This is a genomic window from Rhodothermales bacterium (genome assembly GCA_013002345.1).
Taxonomy (GTDB): domain Bacteria; phylum Bacteroidota; class Rhodothermia; order Rhodothermales; family JABDKH01; genus JABDKH01.
Window position 1 is genome coordinate 1 of the sequence record JABDKH010000132.1, and the last position, 19251, is coordinate 19251.

The window sequence follows — 19251 nt, forward strand, 5'->3', positions numbered from 1 at the left end:
CATAGATGGCAGTTTTGAAGGACAAACCCACATGGCGGGGCTCTCGCACCCGAGAGGACAGACCGAGTACGGACGACGGAGTTGAGCGGTCGGGTCTACTGAATAGCGGGGAACGGCCGAAGAGGTCCGTAGAGTACGGAAGAAGGATTCTCCGCAAAGAGAGGGGGAAGAACTGGCGCTCACACTACCGCCTTTCCGTTGAGGCTGGACTCACGGTGTCACTCGCTGCGCTGGTGTGGATTATCCGTGCTCCTCTGTATCCGGCCGCCGAGGGATTCGACGTGACACTGGCGGAGCAGGAGGTCGTTGAGATGGAAGAGATCCTTCAGACCAAACAGATCGACAGACCGCCGCCACCGCCACGGCCGCCCGTGCCTGTTGAAGTCGCGGACGACACGATTCTCGATGATGACGAGCTGGACCTGGACGTGACGCTGGACATGAATGAAGCGGCTGCCTACATACCGCCACCGCCGGTTGAAGAGGTAGAAGAAGAGGAAGAAGATCTGACCGAGATCTTCGTCGTCGTAGAACAGATGCCTGAGATCATCGGCGGTGCGAACAAGATCTACGAGTTTCTTGAGTATCCGCCAATTGCGCGTCAGGCACAGATGGAGGGTCTCGTGGTGATCCAGGTTGTGGTGGAACCGGACGGGACGGGCTCGAATCCGATCGTCGCGAAGTCGGCGGGCGGCGTGCTTGATGAAGCCGCGATAGAAGCGGTAACGAAGCTTCGATACAACCCGGGCCGACAACGTGGTCGAGCGGTCCGCGTGAAACTCGCGATTCCGATACGCTTCATGCTTAGAGAGCGCTCTTAGGGAGAAGCTGTGATGGACTCGTTTGGGAGAATCCTTGTCGGTACCGACTTCTCGGATTCCTCCCATGCGGCGTTACGACAGGCCGCGAGTCTTGGCCAGACTTGCGGAGCTGAGACGCACGTGGCTCACGTGATCGATACGCTCGGCGAGAATCCTCTCGTGGAGGCCTATCGTGTCGCCATCAATGATCGCATTCTCATCGATGCCCTTGTGCAGGAGTCAAGCAGGTTGATGAAGACGTTCATCAACCGGTCAGGCATCGATGAGGGCGCTGTGAAATCCGTGCAGGTGCGAGGTCCGCGACCAGCTCACGCCCTGGTTGACTACGCGCGGAAGGAAGAAATGGATCTTATCGCCGTCGGGACGCACGGTCGGTCCGGTCTGAAGAGGCTGTTGCTGGGCAGTGTTGCGCGGGCTGTCGTAGCGGAGTCTGACATCCCGGTGCTGGTGGCGAGAGAACGAATCGGCTCTGACACGGACCAGCCTGTTCAGAGAATCCTGGTACCCCTCGACCTTTCAGATAATAGCGTTTCGGGATTGAGGGCCGCGCACAAACTGGCCACCCTGTTTCGTGCTCAGCTGGAAATCGTTAACGTGCTCGAGCGGTTTGCATTCCCCGTATCCCTCACCACGATCAAGACCCTGCGTGATCTTGTGCCGGATGTGGAGGAGCGCGTCCACCAGATGGTCGTCGATCTCGTCAAGGATCTACGAGGTCCATACATTCCTCACCGGATTCACGTCAGAGAGGGGATTCCGGCGCCGGTAATTCTCGACTTTGTCAATGAGCTTGGCTGTGATTTGATCGTGATGACAAAAAGGGGCCTTTCCGCGAGTGAACGGTTTGTTGTGGGAAGCACCACAGAGAAAGTTCTTCAGGGCGCGTCGTGCTCCGTCTATGTTGAGCCGCCGGTCAGTACGCCGGCTTCGGCTGCATAAGAGTCGACCGAATCAGTAACATGGCAAAGCCGAAGTACGCTTGTAAGCTGCAGATCAGAACATGGGTCGATTCGTCGTACGTTCAGCCCATTGATCGACGCAAGTGGAGGATTGCTGTATGAAGGATCCAGAGCCGAATGATCCGTGGCTGACGAGTGAGCATGATTTTCCGGAGTCTGCATCGTTGCCCGAGAGGCTGAGATACCTGGTCGGTTTTGCAATTCTTGCGCCCTCGGGTCACAACACACAGCCGTGGCTGTTCGCCATAGGTTCGCAGGGCCTCGCATTGCTGGCAGATCGCTCGCGAGCTCTACCCGTCGTTGATCCGGAAGACCGTGAGTTGATCATGAGTTGCGGTGCGGCGTTATTTCATCTGACCGTTGCCATGCGGCACTACCGCATGGAGCCCGGCGTCACGTTGTTTCCAGACGAATCCGATCTGGATCTGCTCGCGAGGGTGGAAGTTGCGGGTGTCTACGACCCGACGCTTGAGGAGGAACGCCTTTTCATGGCGATCAAGAAGCGCCACACGAACCGCTGTCCCTTTCTGGATCAACCCGTTCCAGATCTGGAACTTGACTCACTCCGGGCGGCTGCCGAGTCGTCGGGGGCGCGCCTCGACCTCTTCAGCGACGACAACAGCAAGAGTGCACTCGCGTCGCTGATCGCCACCGGCGATCGGATCCAGGCACGTAACAAGCACTTCAGGCGAGAGCTGGCGGCGTGGCTCAGGCCAAACCGGAGCTATCGTAGCGATGGAATACCCGGCTATGCCATGGGAGTGGGTGATATGAAGTCGAGGCTCGGACCGTTCGTCGTGCGAACGTTCGACTGGGGCGACGGACAGGCTGCAAAGGACGAACAACTGGCCGCGGGCTCTCCGGTTCTTGCGGTGCTCAGCACTGACGGAGATGACCATCGCTCGTGGTTGCAGGCCGGCATGGCGCTTGACCATGTGTTGTTGCTGGCGGCTGACTATGGCATCCAGGCATCGTATCTGAATCAGCCCATCGAGGTCGCGGAGCTACGTCGCGAACTTGTAAGCATAGTTGGAGAGACCCGGTACCCGCAGATCGTGTTGCGCATGGGCTATGGAACCGAAGACCGGAGAACGCCACGCCGGCCGGCATCGCACGTCGTCGTTCGGGAATAGTCGGTTACCAGTGGGATGCTTCTCGCTCAAGCATTGCTGCCGCCGCCCGACATCCCGATCACAAGTTCGAATTCGGAGCTAGATCGAATTCCAGCAGGTCACCGAATTCGCTCGTGAGCATCCTGTACAGTCGGTGAAGCGGAAGACCGACTACCGTGTAGTAGTCGCCTCGGATCCCGGAAACGAAAGTGGCCCCGAGATCCTCCTGTATACCATATGCGCCCGCCTTGTCCATCGGCGAGCCGGACGCCACATACGCGCTAATCTGCGCCGGGTCCAGTTCGGCGAACGTGACATCCGTGACCTCATGGCCTACCGTTGATCGATCGGAGGCCCGGGAGACGAGGGCAAGGCCGGTGAATACCTGATGAGTCCGCGCACTTAGCATCTCCAGCATCCGTACAGCCTCGGACTGATTGACGGGTTTACCGAGGATTTCGTCTCCAACCACCACAAGAGTGTCCGCCCCGAGAACCAGCGCATCCGGATATTCATCCGCTACGGATGCGGCTTTGCGAATGGCGAGATTCTGAACAATCTCTGCGGGTGCCCACTCCGTCTCGACATCCTCGGATACCGACGCCGTGATTACTGAGAACGGCAGACCAAGGATTTCGAGCAGATGTCGTCGTCGAGGTGATGCCGATGCGAGCAGGAAGGGGATGGTGGTTCGCATGACCATTGCTGTGGCTTGTAATTACGGCGTCAATATACTTTCTCGATGATCATTGGACCGTGGGCAGGAGATCACTGAAATTGACTCCGGTGCCGGATCCCGCTACTTTCAACGCCGTCGTGCCGAACACCTGCGATAGCTGGCGGATGTGCAGAGCACGACAAACGACACTGGTCGCTACGGGTCACGGACGAGACGGTATGGACAATAAGCCCGCGCCTGTGATGGCCACACCACGAATGATGAGAAGATCTTTCCACTTCCTCGGGTCGTGTGTAGCGTGCGGGCTCATCCTCGTACTCCTGTCATCAGGACTCAGCGGCGGACCGGCACCGGGCGCGCTTCTAGATCCGTGGAACGGGCTGTACCGGACAGCACGAAAAACAGCCTACGCCGAGCACCAGGCGATTCGACTTGCTGGTCTCGAGGCCCCGGTTTCGGTGTTTCGTGACGTGCGAGGTGTTCCGCACATATATGCGTCAAGCGATCGGGATGTGGTGACTGCGCTCGGTTTCGTGACCGCACAAGACCGCTTGTTTCAGATGGATTTTGTGCCGCGCGTCGCAGCGGGTCGGCTGTCGGAGGTGCTCGGTGAGGGGGCTCTGCGGACCGATCGATTCATGAGAGAAATTGGCATGGAGTACGGAGCTTCGGGCAACGCACGTCGAATCGCGGCGGCGGGCGGCATTGAAGCGGAGCTCGCCGCCTGGTACTGCGCAGGCGTCAACGGCTTTATCGATACACTCGATCCCGGAGATCTTCCACTCGAATTCCGGCTCCTTAATTACGAACCGGAGCGCTGCACGCTGGGGCAAATCACCCGGGTACTGCAGTTTATGTCGTACGACTTGACGTTTCGCACCGATGACGCCCAGTATGGATCGCTTCGAGATAATCTCGGAGTTGCAGACTATTCCCAGCTGTTTCCAATCCACGCTGCCATCAACGCGCCGATCATTCCGGCCGAACGGGAGTCGTCTGCACCGCCGCGTCCGGTCACCCGCGGTGATTCGGGTCCGTCCGCGCAGGCGGTTGTTGATGAACTGGCGAAAGATCTGGCAGCTTCGAAATCGTTCACCGGATTCGGCTTTGAGCTTGGCCGGGGTTCAAATAACTGGGCGGTCGCCGGGTCCCGCTCGACAACGCGAGCACCGATTCTGGCCGGGGACATGCATCTTCGAGTCACCCTTCCGGCCATCTGGTATGAAGTGCATCTGGTTACGCCTTCGATGAACGTCTACGGCGTGACTATTCCCGGTGCTCCTCTGCCTATCGAAGCGTTCAACGACAGGCTCGCGTGGGCCTTCACGAATACGGGCTCAGACCAGATCGATCATGTCGCACTTCAGCTGGATGACACTGCGACCCGATATGTCGTAGACGGAGAAGTGCAGGATTTCGAGCGGGTGGTGGATACGATTCAGGTTCGCGGTGAAGATGCGGTCGTAGACACGCTGCTGTACGCCGAGTGGGGACCGGTTCGACTGTTCGATGGTGAGGCGGTTTCCCTGCGATGGGTCGGGCACGACAGCAGCCGAACGCTTCGCGCGGTGTGGGGCATGATGCATGCCGGTGGCATTGAGGAGTTTGAGGACGCGTTGCGGTTCTGGGACAGTCCGATGCAGAACGTTCTCTACGGAGACGTGGACGGCAACATCGCGATTCGATCGACCGGCTACCTGCCGATTCGCCGGGGAGGTGACGGTGCGGGACTGCTTGACGGAACGAAAAGCGGACCGGTGTGGACGGGAAGGGTGGCGTTCGAGGATCTGCCGTACTCACGCAATCCCGCCCAGGGTTTCCTCGCATCCGCAAACCAGGAACCCGCCGGCGCGTGGTATCCTCACTACATCGGACATGACTGGCGCCGATCGTATCGCGGCATCCGAATTAATGAACTACTGAGTGGCCAGGACCGACACAGTGTTGACGACATCGGACGGTATCAGTCGGACGTTCTGGCTGTGCAGGGACGTGACTTTGCAGCTCTCCTCAGCTCGAATCGGTGTGCGGACGAGACGGCTGAGCGAGGGCGGCAGATGCTGATCTCCTGGGATGCGGAAACCGGTTTGGGCAGTCGCGAGACACTGCTATTTGACGAGTGGATGAAATCCCTCAAGAACATGACGTGGGACGAGGCTCCGTTCGGCCGTCTCAAGCCATACACGGCCCAACTCTATCGATTGCTGGACGGCTCCATTGACGCAAAATGGGCTGATCGCGTCTCCACTCCCGAACGCGAACTCATCAGCGATCTCATGTGCATGTCACTGGTCGACGCCGTTGATGCGTACGACGATCATGAGAGCACGGTCTGGGGAGATCAGCACTCGATCGTGTTTCAGCATCTCCTGCGGACGGCGAGATTCGAGTCGTTATGGAGAGGACCATTCTCGTTTCCCGGCTATTCTGAGACGTTGTCGCCCGGCATTGGCCGAACGGTTACACACAGTGCCAGTTGGCGTGTAGTTGTGGACCTTTCAACTCAGCCACCAACCGGATACGGAGTATTTCCCGGCGGTCCATCGGGTAATCCGCTGCACGAGTTCTACGACTCGCAGATTGATGCGTATCTGCGTTTCAGTCATTTTCGTCTTGAAAACCCGACCGACCCGCGCCATTTTGACGGCCCTGCTTCCATTGCGACCCTGAGACTCAATCCTGCTCCGCATGAAGACTGACCATTCCATACAAAATTCCGCCGGCGTATTCACAAGCAGGTGGGGCTTGCTGCTCAGTGTGCTCGGGATCGCCGTTGGCACCGGCAACATCTGGAGGTTTCCGCGCATTGCCGCACAGAACAGCGGAGACGCGGGCGCGGGAGCATTTCTTCTGGCGTGGTTCATCTTTCTGTTCGTATGGAGTATTCCGCTGATCATCGCGGAATACGCACTCGGGCGGAAGGGGCGAATGGGAGTGGTGGGGACCTTCATGAAGACGGCGGGAGACCGTTTTGCCTGGATGGGCGCGTTCGTCGGCCTGGTGGCCACGGCTATCATGTTCTACTACTCCGTCGTCGCAGGCTGGTGTATCTACTACTTCTTTTCCATGATCGTGAATCCGTTGCCGGTTACGACCGATTCGGCTCAAGCGATATGGGATGGTTTTCAGTCCGGCGGCTTTCCCGTGATCTTTCACGGGATGGCGATAACCCTGGCCATGCTCGCGGTGTGGAAAGGTGTGAAATCCATCGAGCGTGTCAACAAGGTTCTGATTCCGGCTCTTCTTGTGATCGTACTGATTTCGCTCGGGCGGACCGTGACACTCGAGGGAGCCGGCGAGGGGATCGCGTTTCTCTTCACACCCGATTGGTCGACGCTGATGCGGCCAAGGATCTGGCTGGAGGCACTGACGCAGAATGCATGGGACACCGGCGCCGGGTGGGGATTGATTCTCACGTACGGCGCGTACATGCAGAGCAAACACGGAGTCGTCAAGAATGCCTTCATCACAGGAATCGGCAACAATCTCGTTTCTCTAGCTGCCGCTGTGACGATTTTCGGGACGGTCTTCGCCATCCTTGGCAGTGAGATGTCTCGCCCTGAGGTACTTGAAATCATGAAGTCGAGCGGGCCTGCATCCACGGGCTTGACGTTTATCTGGATGCCGCAGCTTTTCGCGAAGATGCCTGCCGGCGGACCGCTCGCCATGTTGTTCTTCCTGGGTCTTTCGTTTGCTGCATTCAGTTCGTTGATCTCGATGATCGAGCTGGCAACCCGCGTATTCGTGGATTCCGGTCTCGTTCGACCACGAGCCATCCTGTTTGTTGGTGCGGCAGGCTTTGCGTTCGGGATACCATCCGCAATCAACCTCGATTTCCTGGGAAATCAGGATTTTGTGTGGGGTGTGGCACTCATGATCTCCGGCGCATTCGTGGCTTTCGCGGTGATTCGCTATGGTGCCGCGAAGTTCAGGCACGAAGTCATTGACGGGTTGCCCGGAGACTGGAACGTAACGCGTGGATGGGATGTGTTGATTACGGCTCTGGTCCCGCTTCAAGCAGTCGTGTTGCTCGGCTGGTGGCTCTATCAGTCCGCAACAGTGTATGCACCGGACTCATGGTATGATCCATTTGACTATTACAGTGTGATGACGTGTCTGGCGCAGTGGGGCACGGTTATCGTGGTACTGGTCATGCTTAACAAAACCATGGTTGGTCGTGTGAAGCGGGCTGGTTTGTGAAGTCAGGCATAGCCTCAGAGCCTCAAGTTTCCGTGAGCGCCGCCGATACCACGACGGACATCCGCGAAAGCAATCGGAATCTTCAGGCATTCGCCAAGGGTCTGCCTGCCCCAGCCGGAACACCAAGTGCGCCAATCTCAGTTTGTAGTACTGTGCTGCGCGTCAGCGCTGTTATTTACCATATTCCCTGGCCGGGCACTGTCTCAGGCCTCGTCCAGGAGTGACCACGTCGTGGTCGCAGATCTGTCAAAGGACTACGATGGCGATGGCGTCCCCGACCGGGTTGGCGACCGTGTTGCGATTGTTGGGCGTGTGAGCCTGGGCAAGATGATGGCTCCGAAGTTCAACAGCGCATACCTCCAGGATGCGTCGGGCGGAATACGTCTGGACGACAGACGCTCTCTCGGAGAGATTGTATACGGCGACAGCATCGAGGTGAGCGGCCGGGTCGTTCGCGCAGGCCGCAACATTACACTGGATCTGGAGCGGATCGAGGTACGTGCGACCAACAGGACAATTCTCCCGTCAATCCGTGCCAGGAACGCCGAACCCAATCTCTCCCCGCTGGTCGGCAGTATTGTAACCATTGAGGGGTTCATCGTCAGCAAGGCGGTGGATGCTGACGGATCTTACCTGTTGGTGAACCGAACCGCCGGTCCGATTGTCGTTCGAATCGACAACCGCAGTCCCCGTTCGGTCGCCTGGACGGGACAGCGAGGCCACTACGTGCGGGTTACCGGCGTCCTCGATCACTACCGCCACGACGACCCGTTCTCGTATCAGTTGTACACGCGGTCGGACTCAGATTTTGAGAAGGTCCTGCTTCCACCACCTTACTACCCGTGGGCAGGAGGCGTCGTCCTTGGCCTCGTAGCGTTTCTGGCAATGTCTCTTCTGAAGCGTGTTCGCGGCTCGATGCGATCGAGAGAAAGGCAGTTCCGAGCGATCTTCGAACAGGTCGGTACGCCGATACTATTTGCCGATACAAACCTGAAGGTAATTGATGCCAACAGGGCCGCGTGCAAGCTGTTAAAGCAGACCCGGACACAGATCCGGTTCAGACGGCTGAAGCAGTTTGTCAAAATCGCTGACGACAATAACCTTGCCGATACCGTATCGCAACTGCGAGTCGGGTCGATCGAATCGTTCACCGCAGGTGTCTGGAGTGAGCACGTAGGCGAAATCGATGTCGAAGTCGTGCTGACGCGGATACGCTTCGGGCGCAAAGATTACTATATCGCAACACTTCATGACGTGTCACAGCACATGGAGGCGGTGACGGAATTCAAACAGTTCCATGAGCGACTCCTCAATGCTGTTCCGATGGAGGTCTCGGTCCTGACTCCGTCCGGCAAGTACGTGTATGCGAATGATCATGTCGGATACGGACAGGTCTCTCTTGATTGGCTCACGGGTAAGTCCGATCTGGAATTATGTCGGAAACTGGACATTTCAACCGATATCGCTTTGCGGCGTCGCGCACATCGCAGACGTGCCGTTGCAGGCGAGGGAATCATCGGCTTCGAGGAAGAAATAGAGATTCGTGGAGAGGCCCGTCACTTTCTCAGGTCCTACGCTGCCGTTGCAGTCGGGCCTGAAGACGAAGTAGCGGCCGTAGCGTCATACGCTCTCGACATTACGGAGCTGAAGAAGAACAGGCTGCAACTCGATCAGGCCCAGGGAGAGGTCGACAAAGTCGGCCATCTTAAGGAGGCGTTCCTCGAGAATATCAACCAGGAATTCCGCAAGCCGATCACCGGGATCATCGGATTCGCGGAGATTCTGCAGGGAGAGGTGTCGGACGAGCAGCGCGAGTTTGTTGGCTTGATCGAACGGAACGGTCGACGACTCATGAATACGCTGAATGCCGTTCTTGATCTCGCCGGCCTTAGCAATAATGAATTCGATCTGAGCCCGAAAGTGCTGAACGTCGTTGAAGAAGTTGGGCAGATCGTCGCCGAGGCACGCGAGACGGCTGAGGAGAAGGGTCTCTTTTTGAAGATCGAGGCTACCGAAACGGACATACTCACTCGCGCCGATCACGCATGCCTGACTCGCGTCGTGCAGAGCCTGGTCGATAACTCGATCAAGTTCACAGATGCCGGCGGAGTCATCGTGGAGCTTGACGAGGATGACGACAACGTGAACGTCCGGGTTCTTGATACGGGCATGGGAATCGACGCGGATCTCGTCCCCGGCAATCTGGACGACCTGGGCTCGGAAGATCTGGATCCGACGCATGCTGCACGGGGTGCGGGAATCGGATTGGGAATCACGAAACGATTGATCGAACTGATGAACGGGACGATCTCGATGGAGAGTGACAAAGAGGGCAGTATGTTCTCGCTTACGCTTCCGCGGGCATTCCCGATGATCGGAAAGGACGAAACGTCACTTCCCCGACTTCTCCTCGCGGACGACAGCGTCGACGTACACATGATGGTCGGATACGTTCTGCAGGATTACTTCCGCATAGACGTCGCGGAGGATATCGAGACGCTGTACCGCCAGTCACGTCGTTCTCAGTACGACGTAATCCTCGTGGATCTGGGCTTGTCGGGATATCGAGCCGTCATCGACGTGGTCGAGAAGATCCGGTCCCGCCGTTCGTACAAGAACGTCGCGTTTGTAGCCCTCGAAGAACAGGGGCGTCGTACGGATCGCGACCAGGTCCTCGGAGATGGTTTCAACTACTTCCTTGGGAAGCCGTACAGAAAAAGCGAACTCCTCAACCTGCTGAGCCAGGTGATGGCCGATCGGATAGACCTGGAGATTGAGGACGACGATCTGGAAGACCCGCAAGACGACATGGCCGGTTACCGGAAATCCGCCTGACTCGGCTGCGCGGCTTGATTTCGGCTCGATGTTTGATCCCATGGTCCCGCGGGGCTCTCGTACGGGGTCGAAACCCACGGACCCTGCTGCGGTTGTATTTTGCCGCGAGTTGCCCTCACGTGGTTACAGACCCAAGTGGTGATCGTCACATGAAAATCAGGCAATGGACATCCCGACTGCTGCTTATTGGCTGTTTTGGATTTCCTTACGCAAGTTTCGCCCAGGATGCGGCGATTCCTCTTGGCACGCCCATGCCCGCGCTGGACGTGAAACTGACATCCGGAGCTGGTGCACCAAGTTCACTGGGAGCATTACGGGGGAGCGCGTACACAGCAGTCGTGTTCTGGGGTAACAAATGCCCATGGACAACCAGGTACGAAAACCGTATCCAGCTGTTAAGCAGCGAGTTGACGGGAACAGGTAAAGTGCTGCTTCTGGTGAACTCGAACGACGCGGCAGCTTTCCCGGCTGAGTCGGCCGCTGCATCGACGGCCTACGCCCGCGAGAACGGCATCACCATTCCATACCTGACGGACCCGACGTCCGCTCTCGCGAAAGCGCTGGGAGCCTCAAGGGCGCCACAGGCATTTGTTTTCGACGCGGCCGGCACACTCGTTTACTCCGGGGCAATTGATGACAGCCCGGGCGACCCCGGTAACGTCAAGAAGGAATACCTTCGTGACGCTCTCATGGCTGTTTCCGAGTCCAGACCGGTAGCGGTACCGGAGACCAAGGCGTTCGGGTGCATGATTCGAACGGTGCGGTGACCTACGGAACGCACGAAGGAGCACCTGAAGCTGTCGTCAGAGTTGAACGCAGTTTCACCGATACTGGACGTAGCGGCAGCCCGCTGTTCGAGGAACAATTCGAGGCGATCGTAGACTTTCAGCGGCAAAACATCGACCTCTATCGCCGCTATCTCGATCTGCTGGGCGATCATGCTTACGAGTCGCCGCACCTGCCCATCGAGTCGTTCAGGCGAGGCGTACTCAGCACATTCTCATCTGACCGCGCCGAAGCCGTATTCCAAAGCAGCGGGACCACAGGGGCCGAGCGTAGCCGGCACGCTGTTCACAGACTAGGCGTCTACGAAAAGTCGATCCGAACCAATTTTGAGCGTCAATTCGGAGTCGGGCCCTTCACGTTTCTGGCGGATCTACCAGGCTACACCAACGCAGGCGAGACATCATCGCTCCTGTACATGGTCAGATGCCTCATTCGCAGTTATGGCGACGAGGAGAGCGGCAGTTTTGCGGGGCGTCGAGAAGCACTTGAGGGCGCGGTGGCATGGAGCGAGCGATACGGAACTCGACTGATTCTTTTCGGAGTGGCGTTCGGCCTGCTTGACCTTGTCGAGGCAAAGGCTTTGCCGTTGCCTCCGGGCAGCGTCGTCATCGAAACAGGCGGCATGAAGACCCGACGCCAGGAGATATCCCGAGACGATCTGCATCGGAGACTCGCCGATGGCTTTGGCGTTGATCGCTCCGCCGTTGTGAGCGAATACGGCATGTGCGAGTTACTCAGCCAGTGCTATACGCGTGGCGGTGATGTCTTCTATCCACCGTCATGGGTTCGAGTCGAAGTTCGTGATCCGGAAAATCCCCTTCGTCGACAGCCGGAGGGCGAACCCGGTGTGCTGGCGATAATAGACCTTGCGAATATGTACAGCATTTCGGCTATACTAACAGAGGATCTTGGCGAACAGGTGGGTGAGGGTTTTCGAGTTACGGGTCGACTTACAGGATCTCAATTGCGCGGTTGCAACATGCTGCTCAACGACCTGCGCTAGAGGTTGCGGTCACGGTTGGATGTACCTTGATCCGTTATCATGTAGACATCGAATCGCCAGCCTGCCGGCTGACCAACTAGTGTGTCGCCCCGGCGGTAAAACGCGGCCAGCCGCTTGCCACCCCGACGTGATCCAGTGAAACCAGCTCTCCGGTGTGACTGTCATGGTTCCGCACACGACGAAAGCGATTCAGTTCGATACGGCCATATCGGGTCGGCGTGTTTCGGCTGTGGCCGTGATACCTTCGAATCCGTCTGCTGGATACGTCTTTGCGCACGGTGCGGGAGCGGGCATGCAACATGAGTTCATGAGTGGCGTGTCGCTGGCGTTCGCCCGCGAAGGCATCGCTACCCTTCGTTTCAACTTCCCGTACAAGGAGGCGGGTCGTAGGGCACCGGATCGGCGACCGATCCTGGTCGACACTGTACGAACGGCAGTCGCACAGGCCCGGACTCTATTCGGAGGCATCCCCTTTTTCGCTGGAGGCAAATCCATGGGCGGTAGAATGACGTCCCTCGCTCAGTCGGAATCGCCGATGCCTGGAGTGCGAGGACTCGTATTTCTCGGTTTCCCGCTTCACGCTGCAGGCCGCTCCGGGTCCGACCGCGCCGCGCACCTTCTGAAAGTCGACGTACCCCTTCTGTTCGTTCAGGGAACGCGCGACAGGCTTGCCGACATCGATCTCATGAGAGTCCTTGTTGACGACACGCTCCGCGGCGATCGCACGCTAGTCGAAATTGATTCGGGAGATCATTCGCTCCGAGTGCCAAAGCGCTCGGGACGATCGACGGACGAAGTACTTGCTGACGTCGCTGCGCGAGCAGCCGGGTGGATGGCTTCACGAGTTGAAACAGCTCAGGATTGAGGTCATGAAACTATTTGTCGGGCTCCTCAACGTGATGATGACTGTGGCATTCCTGCTTTCCGTTGCGGTGCAGTACAACGATCCGGATCCACTCGCATGGATTACGATTTACGGGCTGGCATCCGCTCTCTGTGTTGCGTTTGCTCTCGGCCGGCTGCGGTGGTGGTACGCCCTGGTTACATCCGTCACGGCACTGCTGTGGGCGGCCTCTCTCTTACCTGCGTTCTGGGGGCTCGTCTCGACTGCAGAGATCTTCGAGTCCCTTGGCATGAAGACCGCGCCGGTTGAACACGCGCGTGAATTCGGGGGCCTCGTGACGGTCGCCGCGTGGATGATGTTCATTGCGTTCTATCAGCGGCATCTCGATTCGGAAGCATCGAGCGTTGACCGGATTGATCAATGAGTCGCCGGGTTGATGGCATCGTAGTCCGTGGACATCGGGTGGCCTCCGGTCTTGCCGCCGATACGCCGTACAAAGCGGGAACAATAGAATTGCAGATCCCGCACTTTGCACGTCTCGGTTTGGATCTCTCCGAATACCACCCGGCTACGGTGAATGTCGACATCCGGCCGTATCATTTTCGTATCGGCAGCACCGCAACATGTCTCCGCAATGTGAAATGGGCCGATGAGCATCCTCCTGAAGCGTTCTCATTTTCACCATGCCGCCTGGTCTATCATGAGACGGAGTACGAGGCCATGATCTACTATCCCCATCCAGAAACGAAGAAAAAACATCACCAGAGCGATGAGACGCTAGAAATAGTAGCCCCTCTTATCCCGGGGCTTAAGTATGGATCAAAAGTTGCAGTGGTGGTCGGGGATGAGGTCACATTCCATTGAGCAGAGATACGGAGACGAACCGTGAGTTCTCTGAAACACCCACATCTGATAGAACTGGCGGCCCATGTGGACGAGATTCGTTCGTTCGCGGCAGACCTGAAAGCGCAGCTTCGGCCGGAGCAGCTTCGATGGAAACCCGGTGATGATGAATGGAGTGTCGCCGAATGTCTTGATCACCTCGTGAGCACGGGGTATCTATATTATCCCAGACTCGAAGAAGCCCTCGACAGCGTCAACTCCGATGGCGACCTGTCTCCCTACGAACCGTCCGTTCTGGGCAAGCTGTTTATCTGGACGATATCTCCTGACGCCGGTATCAAGGTCCGTGCCTTCGAACCGTTCGAGCCGAAGCACCCGAAAGAGGACGTAGCAATTCTGGACATGTTCGACGGTCAGCAGAGCGAACTCCTCGAACTCATTTCTCGTGCCGACACCGTGAATATCAACGGTGGCAAGTTCACTACACCTGGTCTGGTACGTCTGACGATCGGCGAGGGCCTGACCATGGTCGTCCAGCACCAGCGACGTCACGTACTTCAGATCGAACGACTGCGCGACCATCCGAATTTTCCCATCGACGGAGCGGCTTGAGCGCTCTGTTCGGAGCGCCCGTTCAGTGCGAGCCGCCCGTTCTCCGGTTACCTGTGGTTGGACCAGGGTTCCCCACGCCACATGCGGCGATTCGGCTGCCCACTGTGGCCAACCGGGCTGGACTGGTCTCGAGCCACGCACGGTTGCCCGCAATGATTGTCAGGAATCCCCGTCAGGATGGGGTGCGATACGCACGTCCGGATCCTGACGGTGGAGCAGGTATATACTGAGCATGGAGACCACGATTATTACACTGCTGTGCGAATCCGGCCGCACGCTGTCGACGGAAACAGCGCACTTACTGCGTGAGTCCGTCGGCTTCACGCCGGAAGACATACATAAGATCAGAGTTGCGTCGAAGCGCCTCAGGGCGTACTGGATTCTCGCCGCACCGGCTGTTGGCAAACCTGTGGCGAAGGAGCATGCCGGAGACCTCAGAAATGCGGCTCGAACGTTGTCCGGACCCAGAGACGATTTCGTCCGAACTGAAGTGCTCACTGAGCTGGCAGACGGCGCGAGGAAGAAAGATCGTCGGGCAATATCACTCATACGCGACGAGCTATTTGGTTCGCTTTTGCCAGCGAACTTAAGTCCGACAGAGATCGGCGCGCTCGGCCTGGAGCAGACGTTGCTGCGTGATGCCACTCGTTGGGACGAGGCCAGGATGGCGCTTGAAGGCCGAGATGATGACGACCTGGTACGTCAAGGGTTTCAGCGGACATTCGCGAGAGCCCGGGACGCCGCCAGCATCGCGCTCGATCTTGATACGGCGACTGGATATCATCGCTGGCGACGCTGGGTGAAATACACGTACTATCAGTACTCGTGGGTGGCACTGGACGGCGATCGTCCAGCGAGCACCATCGAAAAACGAATCAAGCGACTCGGAAGCTTGCTCGGTCGGCTGCATGACATCCATCAGCTTCAGGATGATCTGGATGCCCGCTCGCTACGGGCGTCTAGTCCGCGCGCCTTCAGGCGTGTGCGCACCGCGGTGCTGTCGGGAGAACTGGACTTGAAGAAGGAAATCGACCGGCTTGCGCCAAAAGTGATGGATCGCAAACCCGGTGCGGTCAGTCATAAACTGATGAAGGCGTTCCGGCAATCGCGTTCGAGAATGGCGGAGCGCACTCGCGGCCTGCAGTACCACTCGCTGTCCAGTCATGAAGGAGACGGCGCGGCGGGAATAGTCCATACTGCTGATTCGGATTTAAAGGCGTGACGTGATCGTACCAATCGTGTTGGGTCGACATAGGTTGTTGCGGCTCGAGACCCTCCCGGGCACGCACGAGGTCGCCCGGTTCCCTGTCGTTTTCATGCGGGCCGGTGTTGCCTGAGGGATGCGGTTGGAGTTGCCGATCGGTACCACTGAAGGATATCGGGGCTTGTTATGAATCAAGATGCGAGCCGCCTGACTGTGTCTCAGGGCGACATCACAGCGCAACGGGTGGATGCCATCGTTAACGCCGCGAACGCGTCACTGCTTGGCGGAGGTGGCGTCGATGGTGCGATCCACCGCGCAGCCGGTCCCGGACTGCTCGCGGAATGCCGCGGACTTGGAGGATGCCCTACGGGTGAAGCACGGATCACGAAAGCGTACGATCTGCCGGCGCGATTCGTGATTCACACGGTTGGCCCAGTGTGGCATGGCGGCAAGGATGATGAGGCTGCCCTTCTTGCGCGCTGCTATCGTAGCTCACTTGAGCTTGGCGGTGCAAACGGCGTGCGCTCGATCGCTTTTCCGGCTATCAGCTGTGGAGTTTATCGTTTCCCGATTCAAAGGGCTGCACGAATCGCCGTCCGCGAGGTCCTGAAGTTTCTTGCACACAATGAGTCGTATGAAGAAGTCCGCCTGATCTGTTTTGATTCGAAGACGTTCGCAGCATTCGTCGCTGCACGGGAGAAAGCCCTCCGAGCTTCCGGCGACATAGCGGCGAATCGGTAAGAACTGCGGTGTGACGGACCTGCGCGCGCAGAGTGGGAGGTCGATCTTGAGTTGGTACGAGCGGATGGTGGCTGATTCCTGAGGTGCGCCAGTTTCTTCGTTGCTGCGCGGTGGCCGGCGCCAGGGTGCATGGGCTCCGACGACTACAGGCTCGAAGCCGTTTGCCCTCGTCGGCAGCCGGGTCTATGTTTGTCCAGTACGCGACCTGTTACCAGCCAACATATCGAGACCTTTATGCCTCGCCCATTCCGTCTCACGCTCGCTCTGGTTGCTCTGCTGACAGGTATTGGCTGCGCGGAGACCGGCGTAGATCGCCGTGTAGTTGTTGACGATGTGCAAACGCAGACTGACGCCCTCCTTATTGGTGTAAGTTCTGCGGGAAGCGAGGTTGTATGGGTTGCCGGAACAGGAGGGACGTTCGGCCGCTCCGTTGATTCGGGTCGGACGTGGGTGTTCGGAACGGTTGCCGGTGCGGATTCACTTCAGTTTCGAGACGTACATGCCGTGGATTCTACGACGGCCTTTCTGCTGAGCATCGGTCCCGGAGGTCAGTCACGAATCTATCGCACCGACGATGGCGGTCGGAACTGGAATCTCCAGTGGACGAACTCGGAACCCGACGGTTTTTTTGACTGCTTCGACTTCTGGAGTCCGGAGGCGGGTCTTGCGATGGGCGATGCGGTTAATGGACGGATCATGATGATTCGTACGGTCGATGGTAACCGCTGGAGTCCCATCGACTCGACGGCCATCCCTGCCGGGACTGAGGGAGAGGGCGGCTTTGCTGCGAGCGGCACGTGTCTCATCGCCGCAGGCGACAGCACCGCATTCATTGGCACCGGTTCGACAGCGGGTTCAAAGGTTTATCGGTCCACCGATCGAGGCGCTCGGTGGGACGTCGTCGACACACCTATCATTTCCGGTGTCGAAGCCTCGGGCATCATGTCGCTTGCGTTCACAGACGAACGCGTAGGTTATGCGGCAGGCGGAGCGCTGTCGATGCCCGATGAACCGGGCGAGAACTTTGCTGCAACGCTCGACAGCGGTCGTACCTGGGCATTCAGAGGCAGGCCACAGTTGCCGGCAGTCTACGGACTCGCCGCAAGCCCCGGCCGCGAACAAGCGATTCTGCTCGCTGTCGGCCCCAAAGGGATGGATGTCTCTTTTGATTCGGGGTTTGAATGGACCTCGGTCGACAAGCGTAACTACTGGGGCGTGCACTTCGTGGACCCATCCACTGCGATCGTCGTAGGTCCGGCGGGACGGCTCGCGCGCGTCAATGTCGGTCCGCTTCCATAGGGCAAGTTGGCATATCCTGGGTCGCCGGGAACCAGAGCGGAGGCACACGCGATAGAAGGCGCGATATCGGTTCATATCCAACTTTTCAGGTTTCCCCGTGACGACGAAGGATCAAGTGTCAACTCCCGAGCAGTACGAATACAAAGCCGAGATGAAGCGACTGCTTCATCTGATCGCACATTCGCTGTATACACATCCGGAAGTGTTCCTGCGGGAGCTCATCTCGAACGCTTCAGACGCACTGAACAAGGTCCGAATCAGAGCCCTGACGGATCGCGACTTTGAGGGGCGCTCCGAGAGCCATCGGATCGAGATTGTTGCGGACAAGGACGCCGGCAAGCTGCGCGTTAGTGACAACGGCATAGGCATGACAAGGGAAGATCTGGTCGATCGACTTGGCACCGTCGCAAGCTCGGGAACGCTCCAGTTTCTGGAGCAAGTGCAGTCATCCGGTGATGCCGTCGATGCGCAGTTGATCGGGCAATTCGGTGTCGGATTCTATGCTGCGTTTATGGTTGCCGACGAAATTGAGGTGGAAACGAGGGCCGCCGGTGACGACAGCGTTGGTTACAGGTGGAGTACCACGGGCGAAGGAACGTTCACCGTCGAGGAAATCGAGCGCGATGAGATCGGCACTACGGTTACACTTCATTTGACTGAAGATCATGCCGGGTTTGCGGAGGAGTATCGCGTTCGCGAAATCATCAAGAAGTACTCGAACTTTGTCCCGTTTCCCATTTTTGTTGGTGGCGTTCAGGTCAACAAGGTCCAGCCGCTGTGGCGCAAGAAGAAGGATGATATAGGCGACAAGGAACTTGAGGAATTCTACAAGTTCGTCGCCAACGACTATGCCAGCCCCCTCGGGCATCTTCATCTCGAACTCGAGGGCCGCGTCAATATGCGCGCCCTTCTCTTTGTGCCCTCATCCGCGCCGCCGGATCTCTTCCGGGACGACCAGCACCGCGGGCTTCACCTGTACTCAAACAACGTCTTCATCCAGGATGATAATCGCGATCTACTCCCGGACTACTTGAGATTCGTCCGGGGCGTGGTTGATACAGATGACCTGCCGTTGAACGTCTCACGGGAAGTGACTCAGGCAAGTCCGGTGATGTCACAGATCAGCACTGTATTGACTGGCAAGATCCTCGGCCTGTTGGAGGGGTGGTCGGCGTCGGAGCCGGAGACGTTCGACAAGTTCACGGAGCAGTTTGGAAGTATGTTCAAGACAGGCGTGGCGTCGGATTTCTCCAACAAAGAGCGAATCGTCGGACTTCTGCGATACGAATCTACACGCACCCTCCCCGGCGAAG

General features: G+C 58.0%; 17 protein-coding genes. 16 read left to right on the forward strand and 1 reads right to left on the reverse strand.

What is annotated here, in order from left to right; translation table 11 throughout:
• Positions 1–5: 5 nt before the first annotated feature.
• The 3 genes from HKN37_06635 to HKN37_06645 all read left to right on the forward strand — a co-directional run bounded on the left by HKN37_06635 (position 6) and on the right by HKN37_06645 (position 2913).
• Positions 6–821 (forward strand): energy transducer TonB, encoded by an 816-nt coding sequence (locus tag HKN37_06635; protein ID NNE46319.1) that lies wholly within the window; start codon positions 6–8, stop codon positions 819–821.
• A 12-nt stretch (positions 822–833) separates the two neighbouring features.
• A complete protein-coding gene (locus tag HKN37_06640) occupies positions 834–1760 on the forward strand; it encodes a universal stress protein (GenBank protein ID NNE46320.1) in 927 nt (308 codons plus the stop codon).
• 118 nt (positions 1761–1878) lie between these two features.
• Positions 1879–2913, forward strand: a complete 1035-nt coding sequence (locus HKN37_06645) for a nitroreductase (protein ID NNE46321.1) — start codon at positions 1879–1881, stop codon at positions 2911–2913.
• A gap of 58 nt (positions 2914–2971) precedes the next feature.
• On the opposite strand, the gene maf is transcribed toward HKN37_06645, so the two are convergent.
• A complete protein-coding gene (gene maf, locus HKN37_06650; GenBank protein ID NNE46322.1) occupies positions 2972–3589 on the reverse strand; it encodes a septum formation inhibitor Maf in 618 nt (205 codons plus the stop codon).
• A gap of 239 nt (positions 3590–3828) precedes the next feature.
• Here maf and HKN37_06655 point away from each other — a divergent pair, with 239 nt between their 5' ends.
• The 13 genes from HKN37_06655 to htpG all read left to right on the forward strand — a co-directional run.
• Positions 3829–6270, forward strand: a complete 2442-nt coding sequence (locus HKN37_06655) for a penicillin acylase family protein (protein NNE46323.1) — start codon at positions 3829–3831, stop codon at positions 6268–6270.
• Positions 6260–7771, forward strand: coding sequence for a sodium-dependent transporter (locus HKN37_06660; GenBank protein NNE46324.1), 1512 nt, complete (start codon positions 6260–6262; stop codon positions 7769–7771). The genes HKN37_06655 and HKN37_06660 overlap by 11 nt, the downstream gene beginning before the upstream one ends.
• A gap of 231 nt (positions 7772–8002) precedes the next feature.
• Positions 8003–10606: a PAS domain S-box protein gene (locus tag HKN37_06665; GenBank protein NNE46325.1), complete on the forward strand. Its 2604-nt coding sequence runs from the start codon at positions 8003–8005 to the stop codon at positions 10604–10606.
• A 149-nt stretch (positions 10607–10755) separates the two neighbouring features.
• Positions 10756–11373: a redoxin domain-containing protein gene (locus HKN37_06670; protein NNE46326.1), complete on the forward strand. Its 618-nt coding sequence runs from the start codon at positions 10756–10758 to the stop codon at positions 11371–11373.
• Complete coding sequence (locus HKN37_06675) at positions 11349–12395, forward strand: hypothetical protein (protein ID NNE46327.1); 1047 nt, start codon at positions 11349–11351, stop codon at positions 12393–12395. Before HKN37_06670 ends, HKN37_06675 begins: the two co-directional genes overlap by 25 nt.
• Positions 12396–12558: 163 nt before the next feature.
• Positions 12559–13260, forward strand: a complete 702-nt coding sequence (locus tag HKN37_06680; protein ID NNE46328.1) for an alpha/beta hydrolase — start codon at positions 12559–12561, stop codon at positions 13258–13260.
• Between the two features lie 4 nt (positions 13261–13264).
• Entirely contained in the window at positions 13265–13663 is a 399-nt protein-coding gene (locus HKN37_06685; protein NNE46329.1) for a hypothetical protein, read from the forward strand.
• Positions 13660–14103 (forward strand): hypothetical protein, encoded by a 444-nt coding sequence (locus tag HKN37_06690; protein NNE46330.1) that lies wholly within the window; start codon positions 13660–13662, stop codon positions 14101–14103. Before HKN37_06685 ends, HKN37_06690 begins: the two co-directional genes overlap by 4 nt.
• A gap of 21 nt (positions 14104–14124) precedes the next feature.
• Positions 14125–14694 carry a DinB family protein gene (locus tag HKN37_06695; protein ID NNE46331.1) on the forward strand — a complete coding sequence of 190 codons (570 nt, stop codon included), beginning with the start codon at positions 14125–14127 and terminating at the stop codon, positions 14692–14694.
• A 232-nt stretch (positions 14695–14926) separates the two neighbouring features.
• Positions 14927–15916 (forward strand): CHAD domain-containing protein, encoded by a 990-nt coding sequence (locus HKN37_06700; protein ID NNE46332.1) that lies wholly within the window; start codon positions 14927–14929, stop codon positions 15914–15916.
• A 168-nt stretch (positions 15917–16084) separates the two neighbouring features.
• Entirely contained in the window at positions 16085–16639 is a 555-nt protein-coding gene (locus HKN37_06705) for an O-acetyl-ADP-ribose deacetylase (GenBank protein ID NNE46333.1), read from the forward strand.
• 234 nt (positions 16640–16873) lie between these two features.
• Positions 16874–17938, forward strand: coding sequence for a glycosyl hydrolase (locus HKN37_06710; GenBank protein ID NNE46334.1), 1065 nt, complete (start codon positions 16874–16876; stop codon positions 17936–17938).
• Between the two features lie 97 nt (positions 17939–18035).
• The coding region (gene htpG, locus HKN37_06715) for a molecular chaperone HtpG (GenBank protein NNE46335.1) at positions 18036–19251 on the forward strand (1216 nt) is incomplete at its 3' end.